The organism is Salicibibacter cibarius (assembly GCF_016495725.1).
Classification (GTDB): domain Bacteria; phylum Bacillota; class Bacilli; order Bacillales; family Marinococcaceae; genus Salicibibacter; species Salicibibacter cibarius.
Genome location: NZ_CP054705.1, coordinates 1,040,431 through 1,060,663, shown reverse-complemented (window position 1 = coordinate 1,060,663; position 20,233 = coordinate 1,040,431). Strand labels below are relative to the sequence as shown.

The window sequence follows — 20,233 nt, the reverse complement described above, 5'->3', positions numbered from 1 at the left end:
ACCAATCATGCGACCAACATCGCTGTGGAGTTGCTGGGCACGTCCACGTCGATTAGCGGACAACGGTATAATCGCTTCCGGTCCACGCTCGCCGACTCTTGCCATTTGATCCTGGTTGACAATACCGCCACGGGCGAACCTTCTCGCACCTCGGGGCTCCATCCCCGTGTGCCTCCTGGGTTATCTCGTCGCCACGTGCTGTTGTTAAAAAACGCAAGCAATTGGTCAAAACCGGACAAAATGTTGCTATGTCCGGGCATGGAATAGGCGGCGAATGTGGACGGGATATACTGTAATAGACCCTGCGCCGGGTTACCCATCCGCATGTTTATATCGTTGACCCCAGGTGATTGCACAGCCTTTTCGTTCCCGCCTGATTCTAGCTGTATTTGTGACAATATAGCGCTGATATCAGAAGAACTTGCGTTTGCATTCATACGTGCGGATGCTTGTTGGATCACCGAGCGCCATCTTTGCACGCCTGAACCACCCGGATCAGACGTTGGCGGCGTCCATGTTTCTGGATTCTGAGATTCTCCATCCTCATGAATTTCAAAGTGGACGTGAGGACCTGTGCTGTTACCTGTGCTTCCAACCTCTGCAATCATGTCGCCACGACTAACTTCATCACCGACGCCGACAAGGTTTTTGCTGTTGTGACCGTAACGGTACAAGATATTTCCCGACTGTATTTCTACCAAATTACCTAAACCGCCAGCCCATCCAGATGTGACCACACGACCGCTTGCCTGTGCAGGATACGGCGTACCCATCGGAGCGGCGTAGTCAACACCTGAATGGTGGCGTCTGTCGCCTGTGATTGGGTGGACACGCCATCCGTATCCGCTTGTCCGAGTGAAGGCATCACCAAAATCAATTCCTTGAAAATCAGAAAAAGCCATTGTTTGCGCATCGGTGAACCCGATCAAACCTTCTTTGATTTGTTCTATGACCCCTCTACCTAAACCAGAGAGGAAATCGTCCCCGTCTGGTATATCAAAGCCGACCATATCAAACAATCCATCTATCGCCGCACTCGCACCGTCTGAGAGAAAATCCCATGCCGCAGACGCTGTACCTGTAATACCATCCCAAACGTCGCTTCCGAACGAGGTGACATTATCCCAAGCATTTGACGCCCAACTACCGATGCCGCCGGAGTAAGCAGGTAGGTTACCGCCCATCATGCGGTTAGATTTTTCATAAGAAGCAACTTTACTGCCACGTGGTAGGTTTACAACTCTGTTTTGACCACTCACAAATCCGGGGTGGTTACCGGGCGTTTTAATGAGTTCCGGACCACGCCCGTCGTTGACCATAGCTGGTCCACCAGGATGGCTATTTGTCCCTCTTGCCAATCGAGGGATAGATAACTCATCAATGCTTACACTCAAGCCAATCGCTGAAAGCAAATCATTCAAGCCGCCAATAACAAAATTGACACCTTCTTCTAAGCTGTCAGCCATTGAGTTTATCATGCTTTTAGCGCCATCGACTGCTGCACTCGCCATGTTTGATATGGCATCACCGATTCGACCAGGTAATTCCTTCGCCCAATCGACAATATCGTCAAATGTGTCAGATATCCAATTTTTAATCCGGTTAAACATCCGCCGTGTGGATGACCACAAGCTATCCCACGCATCAGACACCCCTGACCAGATATCATCTGCAAAACCTGTCACAGTAGACCAGAGAGAGTCCCACAAATCAGATAGCCAGTTAAATAGGCGGTTGAATATGTTTCGAGTGGTACTCATTGTGTTGTTCCAAGCATCACGGATATTATTCCATATTCTGGTAACAAAATTAGATATGGCGTCACGGATGCTGGACCAAATATTGGAGAAGAATGTGCTTATGCTGTTAAATATGTTCCGTGTCGTATCAAGAGTGCCGTTCCAGCGATCACGTACAAAATTGACGATTATGCGAATCAGTCGCTGGAAGGTGTTACGAATCGTTGACCAGATGTTTGAGAAAAAGGTGGAAATCGCAGTAAATATTGAAACAATACTGTCTTGCATAGAACTGAACCATGATGACGCTGTATTTACAATTCCTCGCACAACGGTTGAAAATATATTTCTAATCGTATCCCAGACTGTGGATGTAACATCTTTAATGGTATTCCAAACAATGTCAATAATATCTCTAACCGAGTCGAAGTTTCCGGAAGCTAACGTTTTAATCATTTCCCACACGGAAGAAAGGGCACTAGTAATTCCATCCCATACAGTGGACGTGACGTCACTAATCGTGTTCCAAATTCCAGAGAAAAACGCCGCTATTGGCTCAAAAACAGCGACCGCTATGTCAACAATTAATGTCCATAAATGAGAAAGGTAATCTGAAATGAATCCCCACACCGTGGTGATTGTATCTCTAATCGGCTCCCATATTGTTGTAAGAAAATCTGAAATGTACCCGAAAATGGTTAGTGCTGTGTCAGAAATCCAACCCCACACTGTACTAAGGACATCGGTAATCGTTCCCCACACACTGGATGATGTACTGCTAACCGTTCCCCACACACTGGAAATAAAATCAGAAATAGCGTTGAATATCGGCATAACAATAGCCATTAGACCTTCCCAAGCTTCGCTCAGGATAGTAGTGACAACGTTCCACCACGCTTGAGCTGTAGTTGAGATAACTTCCCACGTAGCAGCGAGAAAATCTGCAATAGCAGAAAATATTGGGGCGACAGTGTCATAAATAGAGTTCCATATACTGGAAAGGGTATCTTTAAGCCAATTCCACACGGTTATAGCCGTTTCTGAAATCCAATCCCATGTATCAGTCAGAAAACCAGCGACTGCTTCGAATATCGCTATTGCTGCATCCCTAATGGTTTCCCATATATTGATGACGGCATTTCTAAATCCTTCGTTGGTGTTCCATAGATACGTAAATACGGCTATCAATGCGCCTACAATCGCAATGACCCATCCGACTGGATTTGACAACAACGCAAACGCTTTTCCTACTCCCGCCACCACTGGTGTGAATAGTTTAAACACAGCACCTATTTTTGTTATAGATGATATGAGCGTTCCGGCTACGACTAACAAGGGACCAATAGCCGCCGCAATTCCACCTATAGCAATAACCATACGTTGAGCCGCAGGACTAAGATCGCTAAACCATTTACCTAAATCTTCTATCCATCCAATCAAATCCATGAAGAAAGGTTCAAGATCCTCAAGAATATCCATAAAGACTTCACCGAGGGGTGCTATCGCTTCTTGTATACGGTTTTTCATCAACTGAAACCGATCGCCAACAGTCATGGTTTCCTCTGAAAGATCAGAAATAGCCCCTTCAGAATCTTCCAATGCATCCCCTAGTTCGTCCGTGGATGGAATAACACCGTTTCTAATCGCTGTGGTCAATCGTTGCGCACCTTCTGCTCCAAATGCTTCAGTGGCAATAGACAAAGCTTCGGTTTCTGTTTCCGCATCCTGCATCTGGGCAACGACCTTGTCAAATTCCTCTCTCGCATCCTTACCTTCAGATGCCCAGTTACGAAAAGCACTATTGAGCCCGGGCATGACACGGGAGACAGATATACCGCTGTCTTCAAGGCGAGCGAACAAGTCAGCCGCTTCATGCATTTCAAAACCAGCGTTTTGTAGAACGGGTCCATAAGCGCTCATAGTTCCCATCAAATCGCCCATACCGATGTCATATTCTTGCGAGGCTTTAAACAAGCGATCCATTGCTTGCTCGCCTTCTTCAGCCGGTATTTGCCATTGGTTCATAGCCCGTCCAAATGCTTCGGCATTCGCCGCTCCATCCTCTCCCATCATTCGGGAAGCTTCAAGAACGCTTGTAGTCATACCTTCCAATGTTTCGCCAGTGGCACCTGTACTACTATTTAAAGATGCAATAGCAGATGATGCAGTCTCGCTATCAACCGGGATGCTCCGGAAAACACTTTTGAAATTTTTCTCAAGACCTGCCAAATCATCTCCGGTTGCGCCTGTCTGCACCTGTATTTGGTTATACGCCTTGTCAAAATCATTCGCCGCCGCAAATGCAGCGCCACCGATAGCAACAATTGGAGCCGTAACAGCCGCCGTCATACCTTTACCGGCTGTTTTTAGGGCGCCGCCAAGTTTGTCAAAATTCTTTTGCGTCTCTTGCATTTTCTTTTCAAATTCGGATATATTTGCACCGATTCTAACCGTTAGATTTGCTGTCTCTGCCATAAGCAGGGCCTCCTTATAAATAAAAAAGCCCCGCTAACAGCGAGACTTAACCCATTCCCATATTCTTTTTCATATCTTCCAAGTCTTGCTTGGCTGTGACCGGTTTTTCTTCTTTTTCTTTCTTTTTATCCGCTTCTGTTTTCGGTGGTTTGCCGATCATCTTTTCAATAGCTGGTATCTTGTTTTCTTTAACGTGAGCGCTCATCACCCATCGTGCGTGCTTAGCTAATTTCGCATTTTCCTGATAGTCAAGCCATAAGTAACTATCAATCATAACGTTAAACTCAGCGAGGGTAAGTTCCCAAAATTCCCATGGTCTCATATCAGAGATGCTAAGAACGTATTTCATGAGATCCTCATACTCCCACTGAGTTACCCGTTTTTTCCTTCATCTTCCTCGCTAACGTCCTCTTCTTCATCTTGATCGGGGATAATACCGGAGTTCGTTAGTGCTTTTTCAATTGGTGACATGAGATCCTGTAAGTCAGTTCCGTTGTTCAATTCCTTGCCTAGGATTTGTCCAGTTCGATCTATAGTTAAACCTTTTTCCTTCCACTTCAATCCAGCCCAATAAAAAGCACGGATTGTTCTAAATCCGATCTGTCCTTCTTGCACAGCCGCAAACAAACCGTACCCCATTACGTCCTCAAAGTCCGCCATCGCATTAAAATCAAACCTAAGTAACTTTTCTTCCCCGTCCAATTCCACACGTACTGGTTTTGTTGTATTTTTAGCCATTCCATATACCTCCTATAAATTAAAAAGAGAGGGAAGGCCCCTCTCTGAATTAGCTATAATCTGCTGTTACTTCAATGTCTTGGGTGTCGCCTTCTTCCATAGTGGCTTCAGAAGGTGACGCCGAAATCCCTTGCACTTCCGGCTCAGGTTCTTCCACAGTGATAGATACCGTTGCGGTTTCACCTTCATACGAAACAGTGATTTCAGTTTCACCAACACCAACGGCAGTAATCGTTCCACTATCACTAACCGTCGCAACATCTGTATCGCCACTTTCATAGCTTGCTTCCTCGGTTACGTCCATGTTAATCATCCTCCTCGCTATATATAGCTGTGGCAGTCAATGATTGGGTATCCCCTACTGTCATGGAGACTGAGGACGGGGACACCTCAATCTCCGTCGGACTCTCCCCATCGCCACCGTCGCCGCCATCACCATTGTCACTATCGCTCCTGCGTGTCTTGGTGTATTTTCCTTGACCGTTAAATGTCATGGAGTAAGTCATAACATCATCCATCGGTGCTTCGATCGGGTAATCTGTTAGGATAGCGTCACCTTCGTAGTTCGTGCCGCTTTTATTTGTCCAGTGGACATGGATGGTTTCATCGTTTTCAAAAGCATCGTCAAGCAATTCTAGGCTTTCATCATCTTCGAGCATGACACCATCCATTTCAATGGACCATGAACCCTGACCAGCGAGATTGTAAGCCCAACCAGCCGTAAGCTTATGAGTAGCATCAATTTCCTCTTTTTCACGGTTCAACGTCGCTTCACGCTGACCACCGATAAACTTCTTGTCCCCATCTTCATCCTCAATTGCAATGAGCACGTCTACACCTGTTCTTGGCATAGCTAAAACCTTCTTTCTTTTTGAGTTTGAAAGATTCGATACTGCAAAATCCCATGGCGTGTGTAACCATCGGGATCAAGTTGCACGTCTGTGTAATTCAAACGGCAATCAAAAACTTCCGTACGGTCTGTCTCCGCCCGGAAGCCCTGCATGGCGTCTTGTACCGCCATCATAATTTCGTGGATTTCCCAGTCATCCCTTCGACCCCAAACATCTATTTGATAGGTGACATTAGCACCGTCTGTTTGCTTGGTGTCGCCGGGGTTGGCGAAACCCGAACCTTTTGAGACATAAGGAAAGGACGCACCGTCAGGTACGCCCCTGTTGATATAAATGCCTTTGACAAGGTTATTTAGTTTGTCATCGTAGTAAAGCAAGTGGTCAATATTGTTTTGTATTGCGTGATAATCGACAATCATTTGAGATTCCTCAATACATCATTCGCATCTTTGACGTAGTTATCTTTGTTTTTTTCATAACTGGGTATCATAAACGGCTGCGCTCCGTGGTTGACCGTTCCAAATTCGATCCAGTGCCGGCGAAACCCTTCGCTTCCTCGTGGGCGAATGTCGGCTGTTAAACCGTCATCCTCATATTCAATGGAGATACTTCCTTCAGTCGCCCCTGATCGCTGTGCTACAGATCTTTTTTGATCCTGCTCAATCGCTTCTGCATTCTTCTTAATCGCTTCTTTCATGTCTTTCTTCGATTGACCAGCTATTTTAGAAAACTTCCGCATAGCCTTTTCAAGACCTTCGATTTCAACATCAGCCATCACCAACCTCCACACAGTCGAGATGCATTTCCCGGTGCTGCTCATCCAAATCAATCACAGCTTCAATTTCAAACGTTCGACTGCCGTATTTAATCACCTGCTGTGGACGAATGCCGGGGAAATACCTAATTTCCACACGATGCGTGAGTTCAGACTCTATTTGCTGTGCCGCAAACTTTTCCGATCCAGAGAGAGGGTGTACCCGTGCCCAACACTTATGATAGGAAACAAATTCTTCCTCATATCGCCCGTTTTCCTGCCGCACTTCCTCCACATCGCCAATTTCGATACGCTTGTCCAGCTTACCTATCCTGACCGCACGCATCAGAAAAAGCCCTTTCGATAGGGAGCGACAAGGGCTTGGAACGTAAACGGTATTTGCGTGGCGTTGGTATCTGTGATAATACCTCTGTTTTCGTATAGGTGAGCAATCAGCAAAAGGGCTGCCTGCCGTAATGGTTCCGGCACATACTCGTCATACACCTTATATTTGATTTCCATTTGCGGAACTCCCGGTGTTGTGTGGGTGATTACGTTTCCATCACGGAAAGCTTTTGTTTTAAACCCAATACCGTTTGAATCGAATGCCTTCACCTCGTCAAGTTGGACAATGTCTTTGTCAGGTATTTCCACGACCGAATCAGGGTTATCCACAACATACGTTCTATCATGCACTTTCAAGCTAGAACGAGTGACGTTTTTGATGTGTTCCTCGGCGGTGATAATCAATCCTTTTATAAAGTCATCCTCCATATCGTTATCAATACGGAGGTATAACTTTGCTTCATCTAAGGTTACGATCATGAGGTTACTCATCGTCGCCACCATTTTCTAGCGCTTCAACCCTCGCTACTAGGTCATCCCAGTCGGATTCAGAGGGGAAACCATCAGCACCGTCCGAACCATCTTCACCGGGCGGTCCTTGCTCGCCATCTTCGCCCGGTGGACCTTGTGGTCCTTCCGGTCCTCTCTCACCGCTCCCGCCGTCAACACCTTCAATCTCGCCGTCGGTGACATCTAATTTACCGGTGACAACCCATGTGTCGCCACCGTCTGTCTTATAGTTTTTAGGTTCGTGAGCCATTAGCTATCGCCTCCACTCGAATCAGCAAATGATAGTGTTTTAACAGCCGTACTATCCATCAATCGACCGTCCAAACGTCGATACATACGGAAACCAATTTGCCCCCTCATGGCACGTACTTCGTCCAACCGTTGCATCGCCATACCTACACGGTCAGCAATGTAGTAACGAGAAAAGTCACCAAACGCAATCACTTGGTTGCCTGCTTCAGCCTCAGGCATGTGGTCAGATATAGCGACAGGGCGGTTTAAAATTGTATCCGGTTGTCCAGCTTGGATGCCCGGCGCCCAGATAAACTGACCGTTTCCGTCTTTCAATTTACGGATCGCTTTAGCCATCGAATCATGAATCAAGAATGTGGAGTTTCGGCGATGATTCCGACGCAAGGAATGGTACAAATCAAGCAGCTTGTCCGCTTTTAGTTGACTAGCTGAAGAAACTTCCACTTCGTCCGTAGCATCTTCAAGTACGCCTGTCGGTTTGTTATCTCCATCACCATCAATAAACGCCAGTTCTTCTTTCTCCGCAATCCGGGTTCCGAAAATGTCAGATACATACGCTTCAATGTCGAAGAAAGCGTCGTTTAAAAGTTCTTCCGACGCAAACGTTGCAGTTGTCAGCTTGTGAGCACCAAGCGTGATGTTTCCGAACTCAGCGTCACTAGTCTCATAATCTTCTTCCTCACCAATCCAAAACGCTTCGCCACGATCACGTTCAATCGGGAATTCACGCACACCGCTTCCGGTTTGAATGGTTGTAGCTAATCCACGCATGACGTTGTTATCTTCTACTAATCGAATGAGATTAGCTTCAAATTCATCCGGAACAATATAACCGCCCACAGCGTCATTACCGATAGCAAGGGAGCGAACGTCTTGGCGGTGCAATAGATTATGCTGTTCTGAATTGATCGCATTTTTGCCTTTCCGCTGCGCTTCCCAGAACGCACTACGGTACTGTTCTGTTTTGCGTGGATTAGTTTCACGTTCTTCACCAGGCATTTCACCCGGTTGATAATTTGTAGCAACGCGCCCTTGAGATTGCTCAAGAAAACGTTCCTCTTGCTCAAGTGTTTCTTGACGGTCAATTTTGGCTTTCAGATCGTCCACATCAGCCATGATTTTGTCATATTGCTTCGTGTCCAGTTCTCGGTTTTCTTTTTCCGCTGTCTCAATCAAATCACGGGCTTGGCTAACGAGATTCGCCCGTTTTTCTCTCATTTCTTGTACATTCATGTATTTTCGACCTCCAGTAATTTGAGTCTTGCTTTTCTAAGATTCATAGATTCTTGATTTCCATCTTTCAGAAGACTTTCAAGGTAGCCAATCGACCGCTTAACCACCTCCCGGTCAGCGTCGGATACATCCAACCCGTGCTTTGACCGGGCAATGATCGCCGCGATCTGGTCAAATTCCAATCCAACATCATTAAAAAACGAACGCACATTTGCGCTCGTTTCGGGGTAAGCTGGGTAAGTGACTACCGATACATCAAATAGTTCAACTTCTTCCAGCGTTCGTATATTTTGACCGCCTTGGACTTCCCAGTTATCACGGTCAACCATAAAACCAAAACTCATTTGGTTGATATCGCCACGGGACATGGATGTTCGCAAATCATTTGCCCATCCAGTGTCAGGTGGATCAACTTCCATGCGTAAACCACGACCATCTTCTTCAAGTTTCAATGTTCCTGATTTGTTACGACCAAGAACATAATTGGGGTCGTGATTCATTAATGCACGAACGTCTGAACCCTCTTGCAATGTCCGTGTAAATGCTCCTTCTGCAATTTTTTCACGGAAACCGCCTAAATCCTCACTTAGTGAGTTATATAAAGCAGGGTATCCAATGATAGATGACGGTTTATCTTCACCTTCATCCCGTAACTCAATCTTTGTTTCAAAATAGCGCCGTTCTTTCATCTGCTCACCACCTTTCTAATCTTCCGCAACGATTTCACAAATACAACCGCCGTGGAGGGGCGGATGCCCAACATCATTACTTGTTACAAAATCCTCGCCAACTGTATCGCCACTATTAACAAACTTCTGATTCACACCCACAACCGTTCCGTTCATTTCTTGACAATACGGGCAAGACTCTGATCCTTGTGACACCCAGCGCATAGTAACAACACCGAGTAACACAAAAGCCGTCGTTGTAATAGCACCGCTCGATCGTACGGTTTCTTCGTCAGCAACTGAATCAATACGATTTTCCTGCCAGTGATTAAATTCACCTTGAAAAGCTGAAACCACATCATCAGGGTTATTTTCTAATTGGGTTATCAATCGACTAAACGAGTTACCACTAATCCGTTTCGCCATACCCTGTATATAGTCTTGGATGAAATCTTGAACACTTGTCGGCATATCGCTTGCTGTTCCCAATTCATCTTGAACAGAAGCATAAACCTGTGTTCCTATCGATTCCATAACCGGAGCCATTTCTTGTTCAATTGTTTCTCGTTCTTCCCCGTAATAGTCAGAGAGCCAAGACGCAAAGGTTTCATCGACGTTTCGTTCTTCAAACGTATCCTTGACCTTAGCCATCACGTCTTTTTCTTCTCGTTCAAAAATACGTTTTAAGGTGCTACGAATAATTTTCTTATTCGAGTCACGGATATTTGATCTATAATGAATAGCCCGCTTTTGAGCAGGTTTTAATTGTTGCGTGTGGTACTTAATGGAGCGATCTTCGCCCTCTTGCTCAAACGGACTGTTATTATCAGGCGGCGTGGGTTGTTGTTCCATCCTTTCATACGCCTTATCAGCCGGCACCATGTTAACAGGGAATCTGTAAATATCTAACCCGTCAACATGGTTCTTATTTTCTTTTTCTCGGGCATCATTCGGGCTCATCCAACCATCTTGTATAGCTTTCGAGTAAGCATTATATCGACTTTCAGTATCTCCGCGAAGCAATCCTTCAAGTACGAATTCCGGGAAGTGTGTCTTTTGTGTTCCTTGCCCGAATAGCTGCATGTGTACATTTTGCTCCCATCTCTTAATCCATGGGGTTATAGAGTGGGTGACAAAATCAATGGATTGCTGTTCAATGTTACTAAAAGTAGCGCGTTCTAAATCGCCAAGCATATGAGGAGGAACACGGAAAAACCGCGCGATTTCCTCTGTTTGAAACTTCCTTGTGCTCAAAAATTGGGCTTCGTCAGGGGTAACGCCAATCTCCCTGTACGTTGTTCCTTGCTCCAATAAAGCTACACGGTGCTTATTTTCAAGACCATCATGCAACCTTTCCCAATCCTCTTGCATGCGCGTTGCCCCTTCATCACCAATCGCTTGAGGGCTTTCAAGCACGCCAGATGGTCGCCCGCCATTTTTGTAAAAGCTTGCACCGTATTTCTCGGCCGCAACGCCCATTCCGATAGCTTCACGGGCGAGTGTGAGAGGGCTATAACCGAGCAATCCATCAAATCCCATACCCGGAATATGCAAAATGAGGTGGTTAGGGAAAATTTTATTACCGCCATCAGGATCAACATAATAGTATTCCAATCCTCTATCGTCTCTCGTTCGTTTTACATCCATTTTGTCCGGGCGGAGAGGCCATAACGCCTTAGGTCGGTTGGCTTCATCTCGCTCAATTTCAGCGTAGAAATTCCCACGCAATAACAGGTGATTCATCGCCGTTTCTCTAAAATTAAACGCCGTCATATGCGGGTTAGCCCGACTCTGCAAAATATTATATAAATGGTGATCTGTCGCCTTTTCCTTACCGTGATTAACACGCTTATATACAGGGAACGGTAAATGTGCCACAGTCTCTGATAATATACGTACGCATGCGTACACGGCGGTTAACTGCATCGCCCTTGATTCAGAGACATTCACGCCTGAATTAGTATTGGTGCCGCCACCGAAAATAGAACTTCCGTCTTTTAGCGTGAACCGTTCACCATCAGACGAACGAAACTCACCCTTCATTCTCGTAATTATCCCTATCATCATCACCTCCAATACCGAAGAATGCTAGTAATATAAAAAACAGCCCTAATATAATTAGCGCTGCTGGTATATAGATTAATCCCACACCGACAGAGATAAGTAATATTCCTATCAGTGCGGTTATGTCCCTTAGATCCATGTCTCCCTCCTAAAACGCCCGAATACCACGTACGTTGTATACGGATCTAGACTCCTCGTACATAAGCGCCGTTGCCATTGCATTGATAAGTGCCACAGCAACGTCAATGCGTTCCCTTGATTTATTTTTCATAGGTTTAATGTTTTCATTACCATCTGTGGAAACGATCATATTCCCGAAGCACCAACGAGCGAGAGAGTTTTTTTCATGCGTAAACTGCCCTGACCGCATCATACGTTCGATCATTTTCATAGCTTCAGTTAACCCTTTGATCGTTTGGGATATTTCAATGACGTTAACACCCTGCTTCATTAAGCGTTGGGTAAGCATCCGGCTATTCCATGGGTCGGTGCCGAGCGTTTGAATATTATATTGCTTGCTCGCTCCAATCAAACGGCTTTCTACAAACTCATAGTCAACCACATCACCGGGTGTAGCTTGCAGTATCTTTTCATTCACAAAACGATCATACGGCGCTTTATCCCGCTTGATCCGCTCTTTCATATTATCCTCGGGTATCCATGCATCAAAAATGGCTCTCCACTCGTCCACGCCTGATTGTGGCGGGAACAGATAGCAAGCCCCTGTAATATCAATCGTGCTTGCCAAGTCCAGGCCGACATAACAACGTTTGCCAACCAGTTCGGACAAATCCCATTCACCCTGCGTCTGATCCCACAGAGAGAGAGGGAGCCACCCATCACGTTTTAGTGATATCCATTGATTCAGTCTTAACCAACGGAATAAACGTTCAGATGATTCGCTGTTTCGGGCTGTTACGGATTCTTGACGCAATGTATTAATATCAATCGTCTTACCTAATGATGGATTCGCTTTATACCATGTCCGCTCGTCGTAAATATCATCTTCCTCGTCCGCCCCAAATATTTTTGCATACCAAATGGGATCTTCAATCTCGCCATCAATCAATCTTTGAGCGTAGTCGTGTACTTCCCAACCGATGCTGTGCCGATCGGGGTCATCACCAGCCGTTGTAATCACCCACCAAAGAGGTTCCTTGCGGGATGATCCAGCACCAAAGGTCATGACATCCCAAAGGTCACGGTTGGGCTGGGCGTGTAACTCGTCGAATATGACGACCGAAGGATTAATCCCGTGCTTGGAATACGCCTCGGCAGACAACACCTTCAAAACCGTTCCTGTTTCACGGTTCATAATCTCTTTTCGACTGTCTGTAACTTTCAACAAATCGCCAAGCACTTCATCTTGGTCTATCATGCTTCTAGCTGCTTTATACACAAGTGTTGCTTGACCTCTGTCAGCAGCACAACAATAAATCTGACCTTCCGGACCATCGCATGTAAGATGATAGACAGCCAGACCAGCTATGGTGGTTGTTTTTGCGTTCTTCTTAGGAATTTCCAGATATGCATACTGATATTGACGATAACCATCATCCTTTACGGTTCCGTATACATCCCAAAGCACGTCATGCTGCCAATCCATCAAAACAAAAGGTTCGCCGAAAAAGTCATCAGTGAGTTTGAGCATCTGTAAAAATTCAATAGGCTCCATTGCTTTTTCTTTGTCATGAACCATTTTTCTTTCGCTCCAAAAACTCTGCCATTGGCGACTTTTTCTCATCCTTCGCAACAGCAGACAATTCAGATCGGGAGGATGGCGTTAGGCCGAACTCTTTCGCAAATGCTCGCACTTCAGCAAATGATTTTTCAGCAATGGCAACGTGAGGTACTTTACTCATCGATTTAATGTCCCCATCTTTATCACGGGTGACATAGTATCGCCCATTCTTGGCCATCCATGATTCTGCTTCCACAGCTCTGGCCCAAGATGCGCAGTAACTAGCTAATGATGCGCCGTCAACGACGGTAAGCAATCCTAACCGTTCAAGTTCTGGAACAACCCGATCCCATTCTTCCTTAGCTTCATCTGTCAACCATTCAGGACATTCAGGTGTTTCTTTAGTTGGTTCCGGTTCGTTCTCATTCAAAGGACGTTTCCCCGGATTCCCTTCCATGACTTTCAAGTTTGTTGGCTTAGGTGCTGGTCCTCGTTTTCCCATCTATTTTACCTCCTTTCACAAACCGGGTTGATCTAATTCAAGATCGCCCGGAAATTCATCTTTGTAAACCTTGCGATTATCAGTTCGTTTGTTTATCCGTTCTTTCCCCATGGATAAATCTTCAAAATTAGATTCATCCCAATCACCTTGATCCCAAACTTCATCGACTAACTGCATCATAAATGCGTGCATGTCAGGATCATCGCTTATTTCAAAGTTTTCCACACGGGCGTTTTCATTTAAGTTCATACTTGTCCTGATTACTAAATGCCAATCATCGTTATCAAGCAATATAAATTTTGCGTGGGTACGAGTGAGTCTTAAACTATCTGCCCCAAACGTATCTATTAACTGTTGACAATAGGCAGGCTGTCGAGTCGGGAAGCTACGATCCACTAAAAAACGAAGGTGAGTGATACTCCCTTCGTTAAGCAAACGGTAGGCGGCGTTTATTTCTGCTTTCGCCGCTGTCCATGTAGCGAGAGAAACGTTAGCCGGCCCCGTTTGATGTAAGATATTTTTAAGCAAGTGGATCAACGAGAACTGTCCTTTTGTTAAACCGAAAATTTCACAACCAGGATAGAGTTCCCCTATTGCTTCCCTTGCGCTTTCCCCACGCATGATCGCTCTAAGTTCACGATTTGTGCCCTCACGCCGATATGTTTGCATATCTACCCCTCCTTGCCGTCGAAAACACGTTCGTAAAAACCTGCGAAAAATTTCACGCGAAGCTGGCCGCCGGTATGACGGGCTTTCCAGCCATCGATTTAATCCCCTATCCCTTCCGGGAATTTCTCAACAAATATATTTTTGAAATTTTATTTTTGAAATCTGAAAATCAAAATCTGAAAATCTGAAACTGGAAAATCTATTTTATCCACGAAACTCAGGAATTTTATTTTTCCTGTTTGTTTTTCCTGTTAGATATTCAATCTCATGATAAGTGGGTTCTCCCTCGTCTGCTGTAATACGAACGCCTGTTACGCCATGTAATTCCTTTCCATCCTGAAATACTCGGCAGTGCTCGCCGCAATATTCCTGCACAAACACCAAAGCTTTATCCTTAACGTCAATCAATCCGTTATCCATGTCTATCCATCTCCTTATTTGTCTTTATCGAATGGCAAGACTTACATAATGATTGCCAATTGTTTTCACTATCCCAAAACAATTCCTTGTCACCTTTGTGCGGAACAATGTGATCCACTTCAGTCGCTGGCGTTAACAATCCATCTTCCTCACAATGAACACATAAAGGATTCCTTCTAAGAAACATTAGTCTCGCCTTCTGCCATGTTCGATTGTATCCACGCTCTGTAGATGAGAGACGAGAGCGCTCGCTTATGTTCTTATGCTCATCGCAATAGAATGATCCTACAGTTATGTTTGCGCAACCTCCGTACTGACATGCTCTCCCTGGTCGTACAGGCATGAGTTATACCTCCTATCAATGTCTGGGGAGTATGTATATATCAATAGGGGCTATGTGTATATGTGATAGGGGTACCTCTATATACAAACAGGGGTACTGCCATATATACATAGGGCCTGCCACTGCATAGCACTCGGCACCCACACAAGAATACCCCGGGTATAGTTAACAACCCAGGGCACACTAATGGACAAAGGAGGGAGATATGTCATGTGCATGATGGTCAGCTTATGCTGTCAGTCATTTGGCACACTATCATAATAACACCTAAGTTGACCCCAAAAGTGCAACAGGAGTGCAAGTTAATTTTCTCCTAGTAAATGAGCAATAGCATAAACAATCTCCCGCCGATAATTAAAAGCTGTACGCCTACTTACAAAACATTCATCAGCAACATATTCCCAGTTAGCACCACGCTTAGACCAATACCTAAGATGCACTAGGTTCTTTTGTGTGTCATCTAACTGCTCATACACCCGTTCAATGGCATTACTTATCTCCTCTAATCTCCTGAGCCTTTTGTTAGCTTCTAGTTTTGTTGCTCTTATTTCAGTGGGTTGGCCTGGACTTCGGTAAGAGTTCTTACCAGCGCCTATATTCTCATCAACTTCTCCTTGTCCGTGTATGATCTCATCCCTTATCTGTCTTATCTCTCTCTGATAATCAGGATAAGCATATAGTTCGGACTCTATATATTTAAAGGTGGCACCTTTCAATTCCGTTCCTTGCATCCAACCACTCCTACTTCCTTTTGTACATGATGGCAATAGCTATAAGAGGTATCGTTACGAGCGCTGTTAGTATCAATCCGATTGTGATTAACCAATCTGGTAGGGTCATTCACCATCGTCCTCCTTTGTTAAAAGTTCTCTGATATAATCTTTTTTACTGGCGCCAGCATCACAATACGGACAGGATAGAGGTCCTTCATAATCAACAGCATATTGGTCTGAACAATTGCCACATTCATAAAGATACAGTTTCAATCGCTAACACCCCTTTAAAATTTAACCATCTATAGTATAGACACCAATCAACTTAGGCTCGTCTATCTCATAAACGTCCAGCAAAAACCACCGCAAATCAGGGTGTTCACTTTCAGCTATCTGGATAGCTTCGTTTTCATCGTGGGCAAGTACAGTCGCTCCCACTACGCCGTCCCATTCAACATCATCTGCGTGGATGGTCAATTCGTATATTTTCATTCGTATTCACCCTCCAATTCCATTAATTTTTTATCTAGCTTGTCTACATAACGATTAAGCTTTATATATCCCATCTTTTCAATGTTTTCCGGTGTTATGGACAGCACTTTTTCAGACCGACGAACAAAATCACGAACAGTGTTCCTGGTCATAGTTCCGGGGAATACCTGATTTAAAGGTGTATCCAAATCTTTCGTTTTAATCCACGTGTCTTTATTCATCACCTACGTCCTCCATTTGATTAGACATCATCAATGCCATGATTTTTTGTAGAGGCATTTCAAAGACTTCCTCCTCGGTTTTTCCTGTTTGCTTGCAAATATAGATAATCGCTTCACCTAGCGTTAAGGTTTTCATTCGCTGTCATCCTCCAATTCTTGTAATAATCTACCTATTTCTTTTAGAGATTTCTCGTTCGTTTCTTGTGTAGCAGGAGGTTCTAGGATAGGATAAAAGGCATTTAACACATCTTTATGAAACCGTTCATACCGCTCCGCTTTCTCGGCTTGCTCCCGATACCACCGATATTGATTTTCCGTCATATGGACAGGGTGCGTATCCCTGCTCAAATCATCACTCGTTATCATGTTTTCATTTTTAGCGATGATGTTGCCGTTTGCGTCACGTATGATTACTTTGTTGTCTAACCGCTCGCTCATTCGCTACCCCTCCATTTCCTCCAAGTTTTTCACAAACTGTTTGCATATCGACGCAATCAATGCATTTTCTCTGATTGCTTTAGAATAGAAGTGTGCATCTTCTTCATCTGCTGCATTTGCTGCTTTTACCCTTCCGTCTTGCGCCGCTTCAAAGTACCTCTCGCACTCGCTGTGGTAAAAATCTATCAACTCTTGTTTAGTTGCCATTAATTTCACCCTCCATAAAAATCACATCATTTACTCTGACCTCTAGGAACTTTTTGTCCACCTTTACAACTGCAACAGGGTACGCAACAATTCCACCTGGGTGGCCACCGACCATCAACGATGCATCATGAGGTTTCGAATACTGGAACACGCCTACACACTAGCCTTCGATCTAGTCTTTTTTTATGCGGACATAGCATGGTTCACTCATTCGCTACCCCTCCTACATAAACAATTGAATAATCCAACCGAATCCTAAAAAGAGCAATACAACAATTATTGAAGCGAGGGTGTTCATTAAATTTGCTTCCTGTTTCCATCCTCTACCTATTCCCACGAACTGGCCTAACATATTTAGCGTTTCAACCTCAGTACCTTTTGTTTTGATCAATCGAAAGAAAAACAATAAACCTAAAGAATGGGCATAAGATAGCTCAGTAATTCCAAAAGGAGTCACAAACCATCCCCATATCTTCATCAAAACAAAAGCAACTAAGAAGAAATAACCAACCCTAGAAATGAAATTAACCGTTGATACTAGACCGCTTTTTTGATCATCTTTTAAATCTTTCACCCTCTACCACTCCCTTATTATCAATTCCACAAATATCCAGACGAACAGTAAAATAAACAAAATCTTACCAACGCCTATACGCCTAAACATGCGCTATATCTCCTTTAAATTCATACCATCGTTTCCTGATTACCATAAGTCGCCTTTGAGTCGCCTGATGTGTGATCCCAAACACATCACCAATCTCCCTTAGTTTAAACCCAGACAGGCGCATACGAACGATTGTTTGTTGACCATCATCCAAGGACTTTATAAAATCGTTAACCACAGGTGATGTAAAATCATCCGAATCGCTTAACGCCCCCTCCAAGATATAACTTTCTTCGTCATCGTCATATTCAAAGTCAGAAAACGTTCGTATGGAAAAATATGATAGATACTTCAGCGCCCTTTGAGCATCCACGAGTGATTGGTTAAACGTTTTGCTAATAATATCAGCGCTATAGTCTTCCATTTCATGCTTCCGAATCTTCCCCATCGTTTCCCGCACACGTGGAGGAATGTGGATACCGTTGTTGTAACCTCTCATCTGATTTAATGTTTGCCTTATCATAATAAAATACGCATATGCCAAAAACGTTTTACCTCGCTCATGATCGTACGTGTTATAAGCATGGACTAAAGACATAGAGACTAATTGAGACACATCTTCTCGGTCCATATCACGATACTTACCTTCGATGAACATTTTGTTTGTTATCTTCTTGATCAAGTTTCGGTATTGGGTTAATGCTTCTTCTATGGTCAAATCCTTTCCGTCAAGGTTTTTCGTTTCCATTTACATATTCCTCCAACCATTTCAGATAAACAGAAGCTTTTTTTAAATCCTCCACACCGTTCTTGTGCTTGTACCGCCACAGATATTTCATAATGTTTCCGGTAAGGTAGCCTTCAAATCCGTCTAAGTGTTTTGTTGCTTCCTTGATTGCATCGATGCATTCGATATCGCCGGACGTGTAGTGATCAGGGGAGTTGATATTATCTTTATCCGGTTTAATAGCATTCCAATAAGCCTGACCAATCTCTCTTTTACCTTCTTTTGTCAAACCTTCACCCATTTAACCTCACCTCTAAATTTATAATTAAGTGGATCGTGCTTTTCATTTTCGTAATAGACCTTTTCAATACCAGCCGCTATAATCAGCTTCCTGCACTGGTGACAGGGTTCATGCGTCGTTCGCATACTTGCACCTTTTGCTTGCTTTCCTGCTTCCAGTAGCGCCTTGGCTTCTGCATGGACACTGTTAATACAATGATTGTTGTGATGGCACGTATGATCATCGCATGGAGTGATGGGGCGGTTCTCGCCCGCCCCTAATATTCGATTGCCTTTATAGACCACAGCTTTGACGTATAACTTTTGGCAACGCTCAGTAGCCATTTGCTTGTCTTTCGTGATTTACTTTGTTTTTGGCAAAATAGGCTTGTTCGACTTCGTTCCAGGAAAAGCCCATGCTCTCGCCTAATCTGACAAACTCTGAAAATATCCTTTGCCAAATTTGATCTTTGTTGTTTCCAAAGCTTAATTTTATGTTTTTGTACAGCCCGGTCACCTTATCCATCACGTAAATAAATTGCTTTGTGACATCGTTATTTGGAAACTTCGGCTTCAACGGTTGTTTTTCTGTGATGTTCAGTTCCAAGCCAATAGATAGGATAAAATGCAGGCAGTCCACGTATTCTTCGAGGAGTGGGTTTTTATATCCGCCTAAAGGTGCTTCCTGATCGTTTTCTCCGGGGTTCATTGTAAAAACTTTATTTCTCGGTTCCTGATCCTCCGACCAATATTTGAATCCTCTATGCTCGTTGGCGCACTCGCCCAATTCCACTTGGAGTGCTATAATTAAATAGGGGAGTCTGTCCATGTCCTGCAAACCATGTTTTTCAATGATGCGATCATCTAATGCTTTCTGCGTTTCAAATAGTTTGGTTAGGTTCATTCCTCCGCCACCTTCCTCATCGTCACAATATACCGGGGAGCACCATTTTGATCTCTGGTCTCTCCAATATCCCCCACTTGCTGATAGCCTCGTTTTTCATTTTCCAGAATTGACGCATAAGCTTCTTGCAATGTGCAGCGTGTGATTCTTATTTGCAGGGTGTGCATTTGGCTTGTTTTTGGCATGTTATTGCTCCTTCATTCGTTCAAGTTTTATAATTGGTTACCCATCCAAATCCTTATCACAACAGGGTTCATGATTGGTAGGTATCCGTAACCGTTCAAAACCCATTCCATTTACGTTTTACAGAGTAAGTCTTTAAACACTTACTTTTTATTCTTATATTCTAATAGTGTTATATTTCGGTTACTCGGTTACCTTAACCGAGTAAATACTAATTCGAC

Annotated in this window: 31 protein-coding genes; all 31 read right to left on the bottom strand. The window is 44.2% G+C overall.

Translation table 11 applies throughout. The features are described 5' to 3' along the window. Positions 1-5: 5 nt before the first annotated feature. The 31 genes from HUG15_RS05440 to HUG15_RS05290 all read right to left on the bottom strand — a co-directional run bounded on the left by HUG15_RS05440 (position 6) and on the right by HUG15_RS05290 (position 20,014). Positions 6-4,214 carry a phage tail tape measure protein gene (locus HUG15_RS05440; RefSeq protein ID WP_200127694.1) on the bottom strand — a complete coding sequence of 1,403 codons (4,209 nt, stop codon included), beginning with the start codon at positions 4,212-4,214 and terminating at the stop codon, positions 6-8. Positions 4,215-4,260: 46 nt separating this feature from the next. Beyond that, the gene (locus tag HUG15_RS05435) at positions 4,261-4,563 is read right to left on the bottom strand and encodes a hypothetical protein (RefSeq protein ID WP_211202350.1); all 303 of its coding nucleotides are present in this window, start codon (positions 4,561-4,563) and stop codon (positions 4,261-4,263) included. A gap of 23 nt (positions 4,564-4,586) precedes the next feature. Beyond that, entirely contained in the window at positions 4,587-4,952 is a 366-nt protein-coding gene (locus HUG15_RS05430) for a hypothetical protein (RefSeq protein WP_200127690.1), read from the bottom strand. 49 nt (positions 4,953-5,001) lie between these two features. Next, the gene (locus tag HUG15_RS05425) at positions 5,002-5,256 is read right to left on the bottom strand and encodes a hypothetical protein (RefSeq protein ID WP_200127688.1); all 255 of its coding nucleotides are present in this window, start codon (positions 5,254-5,256) and stop codon (positions 5,002-5,004) included. Between the two features lies 1 nt (position 5,257). Beyond that, positions 5,258-5,803, bottom strand: a complete 546-nt coding sequence (locus tag HUG15_RS05420) for a phage tail tube protein (protein WP_200127686.1) — start codon at positions 5,801-5,803, stop codon at positions 5,258-5,260. A gap of 2 nt (positions 5,804-5,805) precedes the next feature. Continuing rightward, positions 5,806-6,222 carry a DUF3168 domain-containing protein gene (locus HUG15_RS05415; RefSeq protein WP_200127684.1) on the bottom strand — a complete coding sequence of 139 codons (417 nt, stop codon included), beginning with the start codon at positions 6,220-6,222 and terminating at the stop codon, positions 5,806-5,808. Next, entirely contained in the window at positions 6,219-6,578 is a 360-nt protein-coding gene (locus HUG15_RS05410; RefSeq protein ID WP_200127682.1) for an HK97-gp10 family putative phage morphogenesis protein, read from the bottom strand. Before HUG15_RS05410 ends, HUG15_RS05415 begins: the two co-directional genes overlap by 4 nt. Then, positions 6,571-6,903 carry a phage head closure protein gene (locus HUG15_RS05405; RefSeq protein WP_200127680.1) on the bottom strand — a complete coding sequence of 111 codons (333 nt, stop codon included), beginning with the start codon at positions 6,901-6,903 and terminating at the stop codon, positions 6,571-6,573. The genes HUG15_RS05410 and HUG15_RS05405 overlap by 8 nt, the downstream gene beginning before the upstream one ends. Beyond that, a complete protein-coding gene (locus tag HUG15_RS05400) occupies positions 6,903-7,394 on the bottom strand; it encodes a head-tail connector protein (RefSeq protein WP_200127678.1) in 492 nt (163 codons plus the stop codon). The genes HUG15_RS05405 and HUG15_RS05400 overlap by 1 nt, the downstream gene beginning before the upstream one ends. Then, positions 7,387-7,662 (bottom strand): hypothetical protein, encoded by a 276-nt coding sequence (locus tag HUG15_RS05395; RefSeq protein WP_200127676.1) that lies wholly within the window; start codon positions 7,660-7,662, stop codon positions 7,387-7,389. Before HUG15_RS05395 ends, HUG15_RS05400 begins: the two co-directional genes overlap by 8 nt. Continuing rightward, positions 7,662-8,897 carry a phage major capsid protein gene (locus tag HUG15_RS05390; protein ID WP_200127674.1) on the bottom strand — a complete coding sequence of 412 codons (1,236 nt, stop codon included), beginning with the start codon at positions 8,895-8,897 and terminating at the stop codon, positions 7,662-7,664. Before HUG15_RS05390 ends, HUG15_RS05395 begins: the two co-directional genes overlap by 1 nt. Continuing rightward, a complete protein-coding gene (locus tag HUG15_RS05385; RefSeq protein ID WP_200127672.1) occupies positions 8,894-9,586 on the bottom strand; it encodes an HK97 family phage prohead protease in 693 nt (230 codons plus the stop codon). Before HUG15_RS05385 ends, HUG15_RS05390 begins: the two co-directional genes overlap by 4 nt. A gap of 15 nt (positions 9,587-9,601) precedes the next feature. Then, the gene (locus HUG15_RS05380; RefSeq protein WP_211202349.1) at positions 9,602-11,629 is read right to left on the bottom strand and encodes a phage portal protein; all 2,028 of its coding nucleotides are present in this window, start codon (positions 11,627-11,629) and stop codon (positions 9,602-9,604) included. After that, a complete protein-coding gene (locus HUG15_RS05375; protein ID WP_200127667.1) occupies positions 11,598-11,768 on the bottom strand; it encodes a hypothetical protein in 171 nt (56 codons plus the stop codon). The genes HUG15_RS05380 and HUG15_RS05375 overlap by 32 nt, the downstream gene beginning before the upstream one ends. 9 nt (positions 11,769-11,777) lie before the next feature. Next, positions 11,778-13,328, bottom strand: coding sequence for a terminase large subunit (locus HUG15_RS05370; protein ID WP_200127665.1), 1,551 nt, complete (start codon positions 13,326-13,328; stop codon positions 11,778-11,780). After that, the gene (locus tag HUG15_RS05365) at positions 13,318-13,812 is read right to left on the bottom strand and encodes a phage terminase small subunit P27 family (RefSeq protein ID WP_200127663.1); all 495 of its coding nucleotides are present in this window, start codon (positions 13,810-13,812) and stop codon (positions 13,318-13,320) included. The genes HUG15_RS05370 and HUG15_RS05365 overlap by 11 nt, the downstream gene beginning before the upstream one ends. Positions 13,813-13,827: 15 nt before the next feature. Next, on the bottom strand, positions 13,828-14,481 hold the full coding sequence (locus HUG15_RS05360) for a hypothetical protein (RefSeq protein WP_200127662.1): 654 nt from the start codon (positions 14,479-14,481) through the stop codon (positions 13,828-13,830). Between the two features lie 204 nt (positions 14,482-14,685). Beyond that, positions 14,686-14,901 carry a hypothetical protein gene (locus HUG15_RS05355; RefSeq protein ID WP_200127661.1) on the bottom strand — a complete coding sequence of 72 codons (216 nt, stop codon included), beginning with the start codon at positions 14,899-14,901 and terminating at the stop codon, positions 14,686-14,688. Beyond that, on the bottom strand, positions 14,894-15,088 hold the full coding sequence (locus HUG15_RS23470; protein WP_343073149.1) for an HNH endonuclease: 195 nt from the start codon (positions 15,086-15,088) through the stop codon (positions 14,894-14,896). Before HUG15_RS23470 ends, HUG15_RS05355 begins: the two co-directional genes overlap by 8 nt. Before the next feature lie 458 nt (positions 15,089-15,546). Continuing rightward, positions 15,547-15,975, bottom strand: coding sequence for a DUF722 domain-containing protein (locus HUG15_RS05345; RefSeq protein ID WP_200127659.1), 429 nt, complete (start codon positions 15,973-15,975; stop codon positions 15,547-15,549). A 276-nt stretch (positions 15,976-16,251) separates the two neighbouring features. Next, positions 16,252-16,449 (bottom strand): hypothetical protein, encoded by a 198-nt coding sequence (locus tag HUG15_RS05340; protein ID WP_200127658.1) that lies wholly within the window; start codon positions 16,447-16,449, stop codon positions 16,252-16,254. Then, positions 16,446-16,670 carry a hypothetical protein gene (locus HUG15_RS05335; protein ID WP_200127656.1) on the bottom strand — a complete coding sequence of 75 codons (225 nt, stop codon included), beginning with the start codon at positions 16,668-16,670 and terminating at the stop codon, positions 16,446-16,448. Before HUG15_RS05335 ends, HUG15_RS05340 begins: the two co-directional genes overlap by 4 nt. Continuing rightward, entirely contained in the window at positions 16,663-16,806 is a 144-nt protein-coding gene (locus tag HUG15_RS05330) for a hypothetical protein (protein ID WP_200127654.1), read from the bottom strand. Before HUG15_RS05330 ends, HUG15_RS05335 begins: the two co-directional genes overlap by 8 nt. After that, the gene (locus tag HUG15_RS05325; protein WP_200127653.1) at positions 16,803-17,108 is read right to left on the bottom strand and encodes a hypothetical protein; all 306 of its coding nucleotides are present in this window, start codon (positions 17,106-17,108) and stop codon (positions 16,803-16,805) included. The genes HUG15_RS05330 and HUG15_RS05325 overlap by 4 nt, the downstream gene beginning before the upstream one ends. 3 nt (positions 17,109-17,111) lie before the next feature. Further along, entirely contained in the window at positions 17,112-17,315 is a 204-nt protein-coding gene (locus HUG15_RS05320; RefSeq protein WP_200127651.1) for a hypothetical protein, read from the bottom strand. A gap of 223 nt (positions 17,316-17,538) precedes the next feature. After that, complete coding sequence (locus HUG15_RS05315; protein ID WP_200127649.1) at positions 17,539-17,889, bottom strand: hypothetical protein; 351 nt, start codon at positions 17,887-17,889, stop codon at positions 17,539-17,541. 82 nt (positions 17,890-17,971) lie between these two features. Further along, positions 17,972-18,667 (bottom strand): sigma-70 family RNA polymerase sigma factor, encoded by a 696-nt coding sequence (locus tag HUG15_RS05310; RefSeq protein ID WP_200127647.1) that lies wholly within the window; start codon positions 18,665-18,667, stop codon positions 17,972-17,974. Next, a complete protein-coding gene (locus HUG15_RS05305; RefSeq protein WP_200127645.1) occupies positions 18,648-18,947 on the bottom strand; it encodes a DUF3310 domain-containing protein in 300 nt (99 codons plus the stop codon). Before HUG15_RS05305 ends, HUG15_RS05310 begins: the two co-directional genes overlap by 20 nt. Beyond that, on the bottom strand, positions 18,932-19,270 hold the full coding sequence (locus tag HUG15_RS05300) for a deoxycytidylate deaminase (protein ID WP_200127643.1): 339 nt from the start codon (positions 19,268-19,270) through the stop codon (positions 18,932-18,934). The genes HUG15_RS05305 and HUG15_RS05300 overlap by 16 nt, the downstream gene beginning before the upstream one ends. Then, positions 19,260-19,829: a dUTP diphosphatase gene (locus HUG15_RS05295; RefSeq protein WP_200127641.1), complete on the bottom strand. Its 570-nt coding sequence runs from the start codon at positions 19,827-19,829 to the stop codon at positions 19,260-19,262. Before HUG15_RS05295 ends, HUG15_RS05300 begins: the two co-directional genes overlap by 11 nt. Next, positions 19,826-20,014 carry a hypothetical protein gene (locus tag HUG15_RS05290; RefSeq protein ID WP_200127639.1) on the bottom strand — a complete coding sequence of 63 codons (189 nt, stop codon included), beginning with the start codon at positions 20,012-20,014 and terminating at the stop codon, positions 19,826-19,828. Before HUG15_RS05290 ends, HUG15_RS05295 begins: the two co-directional genes overlap by 4 nt. Between the last annotated feature and the right edge of the window lie 219 nt (positions 20,015-20,233).

Excerpts from the sequence above, each read along its gene's own strand:
- HUG15_RS05370 (WP_200127665.1), bottom strand. The coding sequence starts at position 13,328 with ATGGTTCATGACAAAGAAAAAGCAATGGAGCCTATTGAATTTTTACAG.
- HUG15_RS05420 (WP_200127686.1), bottom strand. The coding sequence starts at position 5,803 with ATGCCAAGAACAGGTGTAGACGTGCTCATTGCAATTGAGGATGAAGAT.
- HUG15_RS05415 (WP_200127684.1), bottom strand. The coding sequence starts at position 6,222 with ATGATTGTCGATTATCACGCAATACAAAACAATATTGACCACTTGCTT.
- HUG15_RS05345 (WP_200127659.1), bottom strand. The coding sequence starts at position 15,975 with ATGCAAGGAACGGAATTGAAAGGTGCCACCTTTAAATATATAGAGTCC.
- HUG15_RS05365 (WP_200127663.1), bottom strand. The coding sequence starts at position 13,812 with ATGGGAAAACGAGGACCAGCACCTAAGCCAACAAACTTGAAAGTCATG.
- HUG15_RS05435 (WP_211202350.1), bottom strand. The coding sequence starts at position 4,563 with ATGAAATACGTTCTTAGCATCTCTGATATGAGACCATGGGAATTTTGG.
- HUG15_RS05395 (WP_200127676.1), bottom strand. The coding sequence starts at position 7,662 with ATGGCTCACGAACCTAAAAACTATAAGACAGACGGTGGCGACACATGG.
- HUG15_RS05340 (WP_200127658.1), bottom strand. The coding sequence starts at position 16,449 with ATGAAAATATACGAATTGACCATCCACGCAGATGATGTTGAATGGGAC.
- HUG15_RS05410 (WP_200127682.1), bottom strand. The coding sequence starts at position 6,578 with ATGGCTGATGTTGAAATCGAAGGTCTTGAAAAGGCTATGCGGAAGTTT.
- HUG15_RS05385 (WP_200127672.1), bottom strand. The coding sequence starts at position 9,586 with ATGAAAGAACGGCGCTATTTTGAAACAAAGATTGAGTTACGGGATGAA.
- HUG15_RS05320 (WP_200127651.1), bottom strand. The coding sequence starts at position 17,315 with ATGGCAACTAAACAAGAGTTGATAGATTTTTACCACAGCGAGTGCGAG.
- HUG15_RS05425 (WP_200127688.1), bottom strand. The coding sequence starts at position 5,256 with ATGGACGTAACCGAGGAAGCAAGCTATGAAAGTGGCGATACAGATGTT.
- HUG15_RS05355 (WP_200127661.1), bottom strand. The coding sequence starts at position 14,901 with ATGGATAACGGATTGATTGACGTTAAGGATAAAGCTTTGGTGTTTGTG.
- HUG15_RS05300 (WP_200127643.1), bottom strand. The coding sequence starts at position 19,270 with ATGGCTACTGAGCGTTGCCAAAAGTTATACGTCAAAGCTGTGGTCTAT.
- HUG15_RS05360 (WP_200127662.1), bottom strand. The coding sequence starts at position 14,481 with ATGCAAACATATCGGCGTGAGGGCACAAATCGTGAACTTAGAGCGATC.
- HUG15_RS05325 (WP_200127653.1), bottom strand. The coding sequence starts at position 17,108 with ATGAGCGAGCGGTTAGACAACAAAGTAATCATACGTGACGCAAACGGC.
- HUG15_RS05400 (WP_200127678.1), bottom strand. The coding sequence starts at position 7,394 with ATGAGTAACCTCATGATCGTAACCTTAGATGAAGCAAAGTTATACCTC.
- HUG15_RS05335 (WP_200127656.1), bottom strand. The coding sequence starts at position 16,670 with ATGAATAAAGACACGTGGATTAAAACGAAAGATTTGGATACACCTTTA.
- HUG15_RS05295 (WP_200127641.1), bottom strand. The coding sequence starts at position 19,829 with ATGAACCTAACCAAACTATTTGAAACGCAGAAAGCATTAGATGATCGC.
- HUG15_RS05380 (WP_211202349.1), bottom strand. The coding sequence starts at position 11,629 with ATGATAGGGATAATTACGAGAATGAAGGGTGAGTTTCGTTCGTCTGAT.
- HUG15_RS05375 (WP_200127667.1), bottom strand. The coding sequence starts at position 11,768 with ATGGATCTAAGGGACATAACCGCACTGATAGGAATATTACTTATCTCT.
- HUG15_RS23470 (WP_343073149.1), bottom strand. The coding sequence starts at position 15,088 with ATGTTTCTTAGAAGGAATCCTTTATGTGTTCATTGTGAGGAAGATGGA.
- HUG15_RS05290 (WP_200127639.1), bottom strand. The coding sequence starts at position 20,014 with ATGCCAAAAACAAGCCAAATGCACACCCTGCAAATAAGAATCACACGC.
- HUG15_RS05390 (WP_200127674.1), bottom strand. The coding sequence starts at position 8,897 with ATGAATGTACAAGAAATGAGAGAAAAACGGGCGAATCTCGTTAGCCAA.
- HUG15_RS05330 (WP_200127654.1), bottom strand. The coding sequence starts at position 16,806 with ATGAAAACCTTAACGCTAGGTGAAGCGATTATCTATATTTGCAAGCAA.
- HUG15_RS05305 (WP_200127645.1), bottom strand. The coding sequence starts at position 18,947 with ATGGGTGAAGGTTTGACAAAAGAAGGTAAAAGAGAGATTGGTCAGGCT.
- HUG15_RS05310 (WP_200127647.1), bottom strand. The coding sequence starts at position 18,667 with ATGGAAACGAAAAACCTTGACGGAAAGGATTTGACCATAGAAGAAGCA.
- HUG15_RS05430 (WP_200127690.1), bottom strand. The coding sequence starts at position 4,952 with ATGGCTAAAAATACAACAAAACCAGTACGTGTGGAATTGGACGGGGAA.
- HUG15_RS05405 (WP_200127680.1), bottom strand. The coding sequence starts at position 6,903 with ATGCGTGCGGTCAGGATAGGTAAGCTGGACAAGCGTATCGAAATTGGC.
- HUG15_RS05440 (WP_200127694.1), bottom strand. The coding sequence starts at position 4,214 with ATGGCAGAGACAGCAAATCTAACGGTTAGAATCGGTGCAAATATATCC.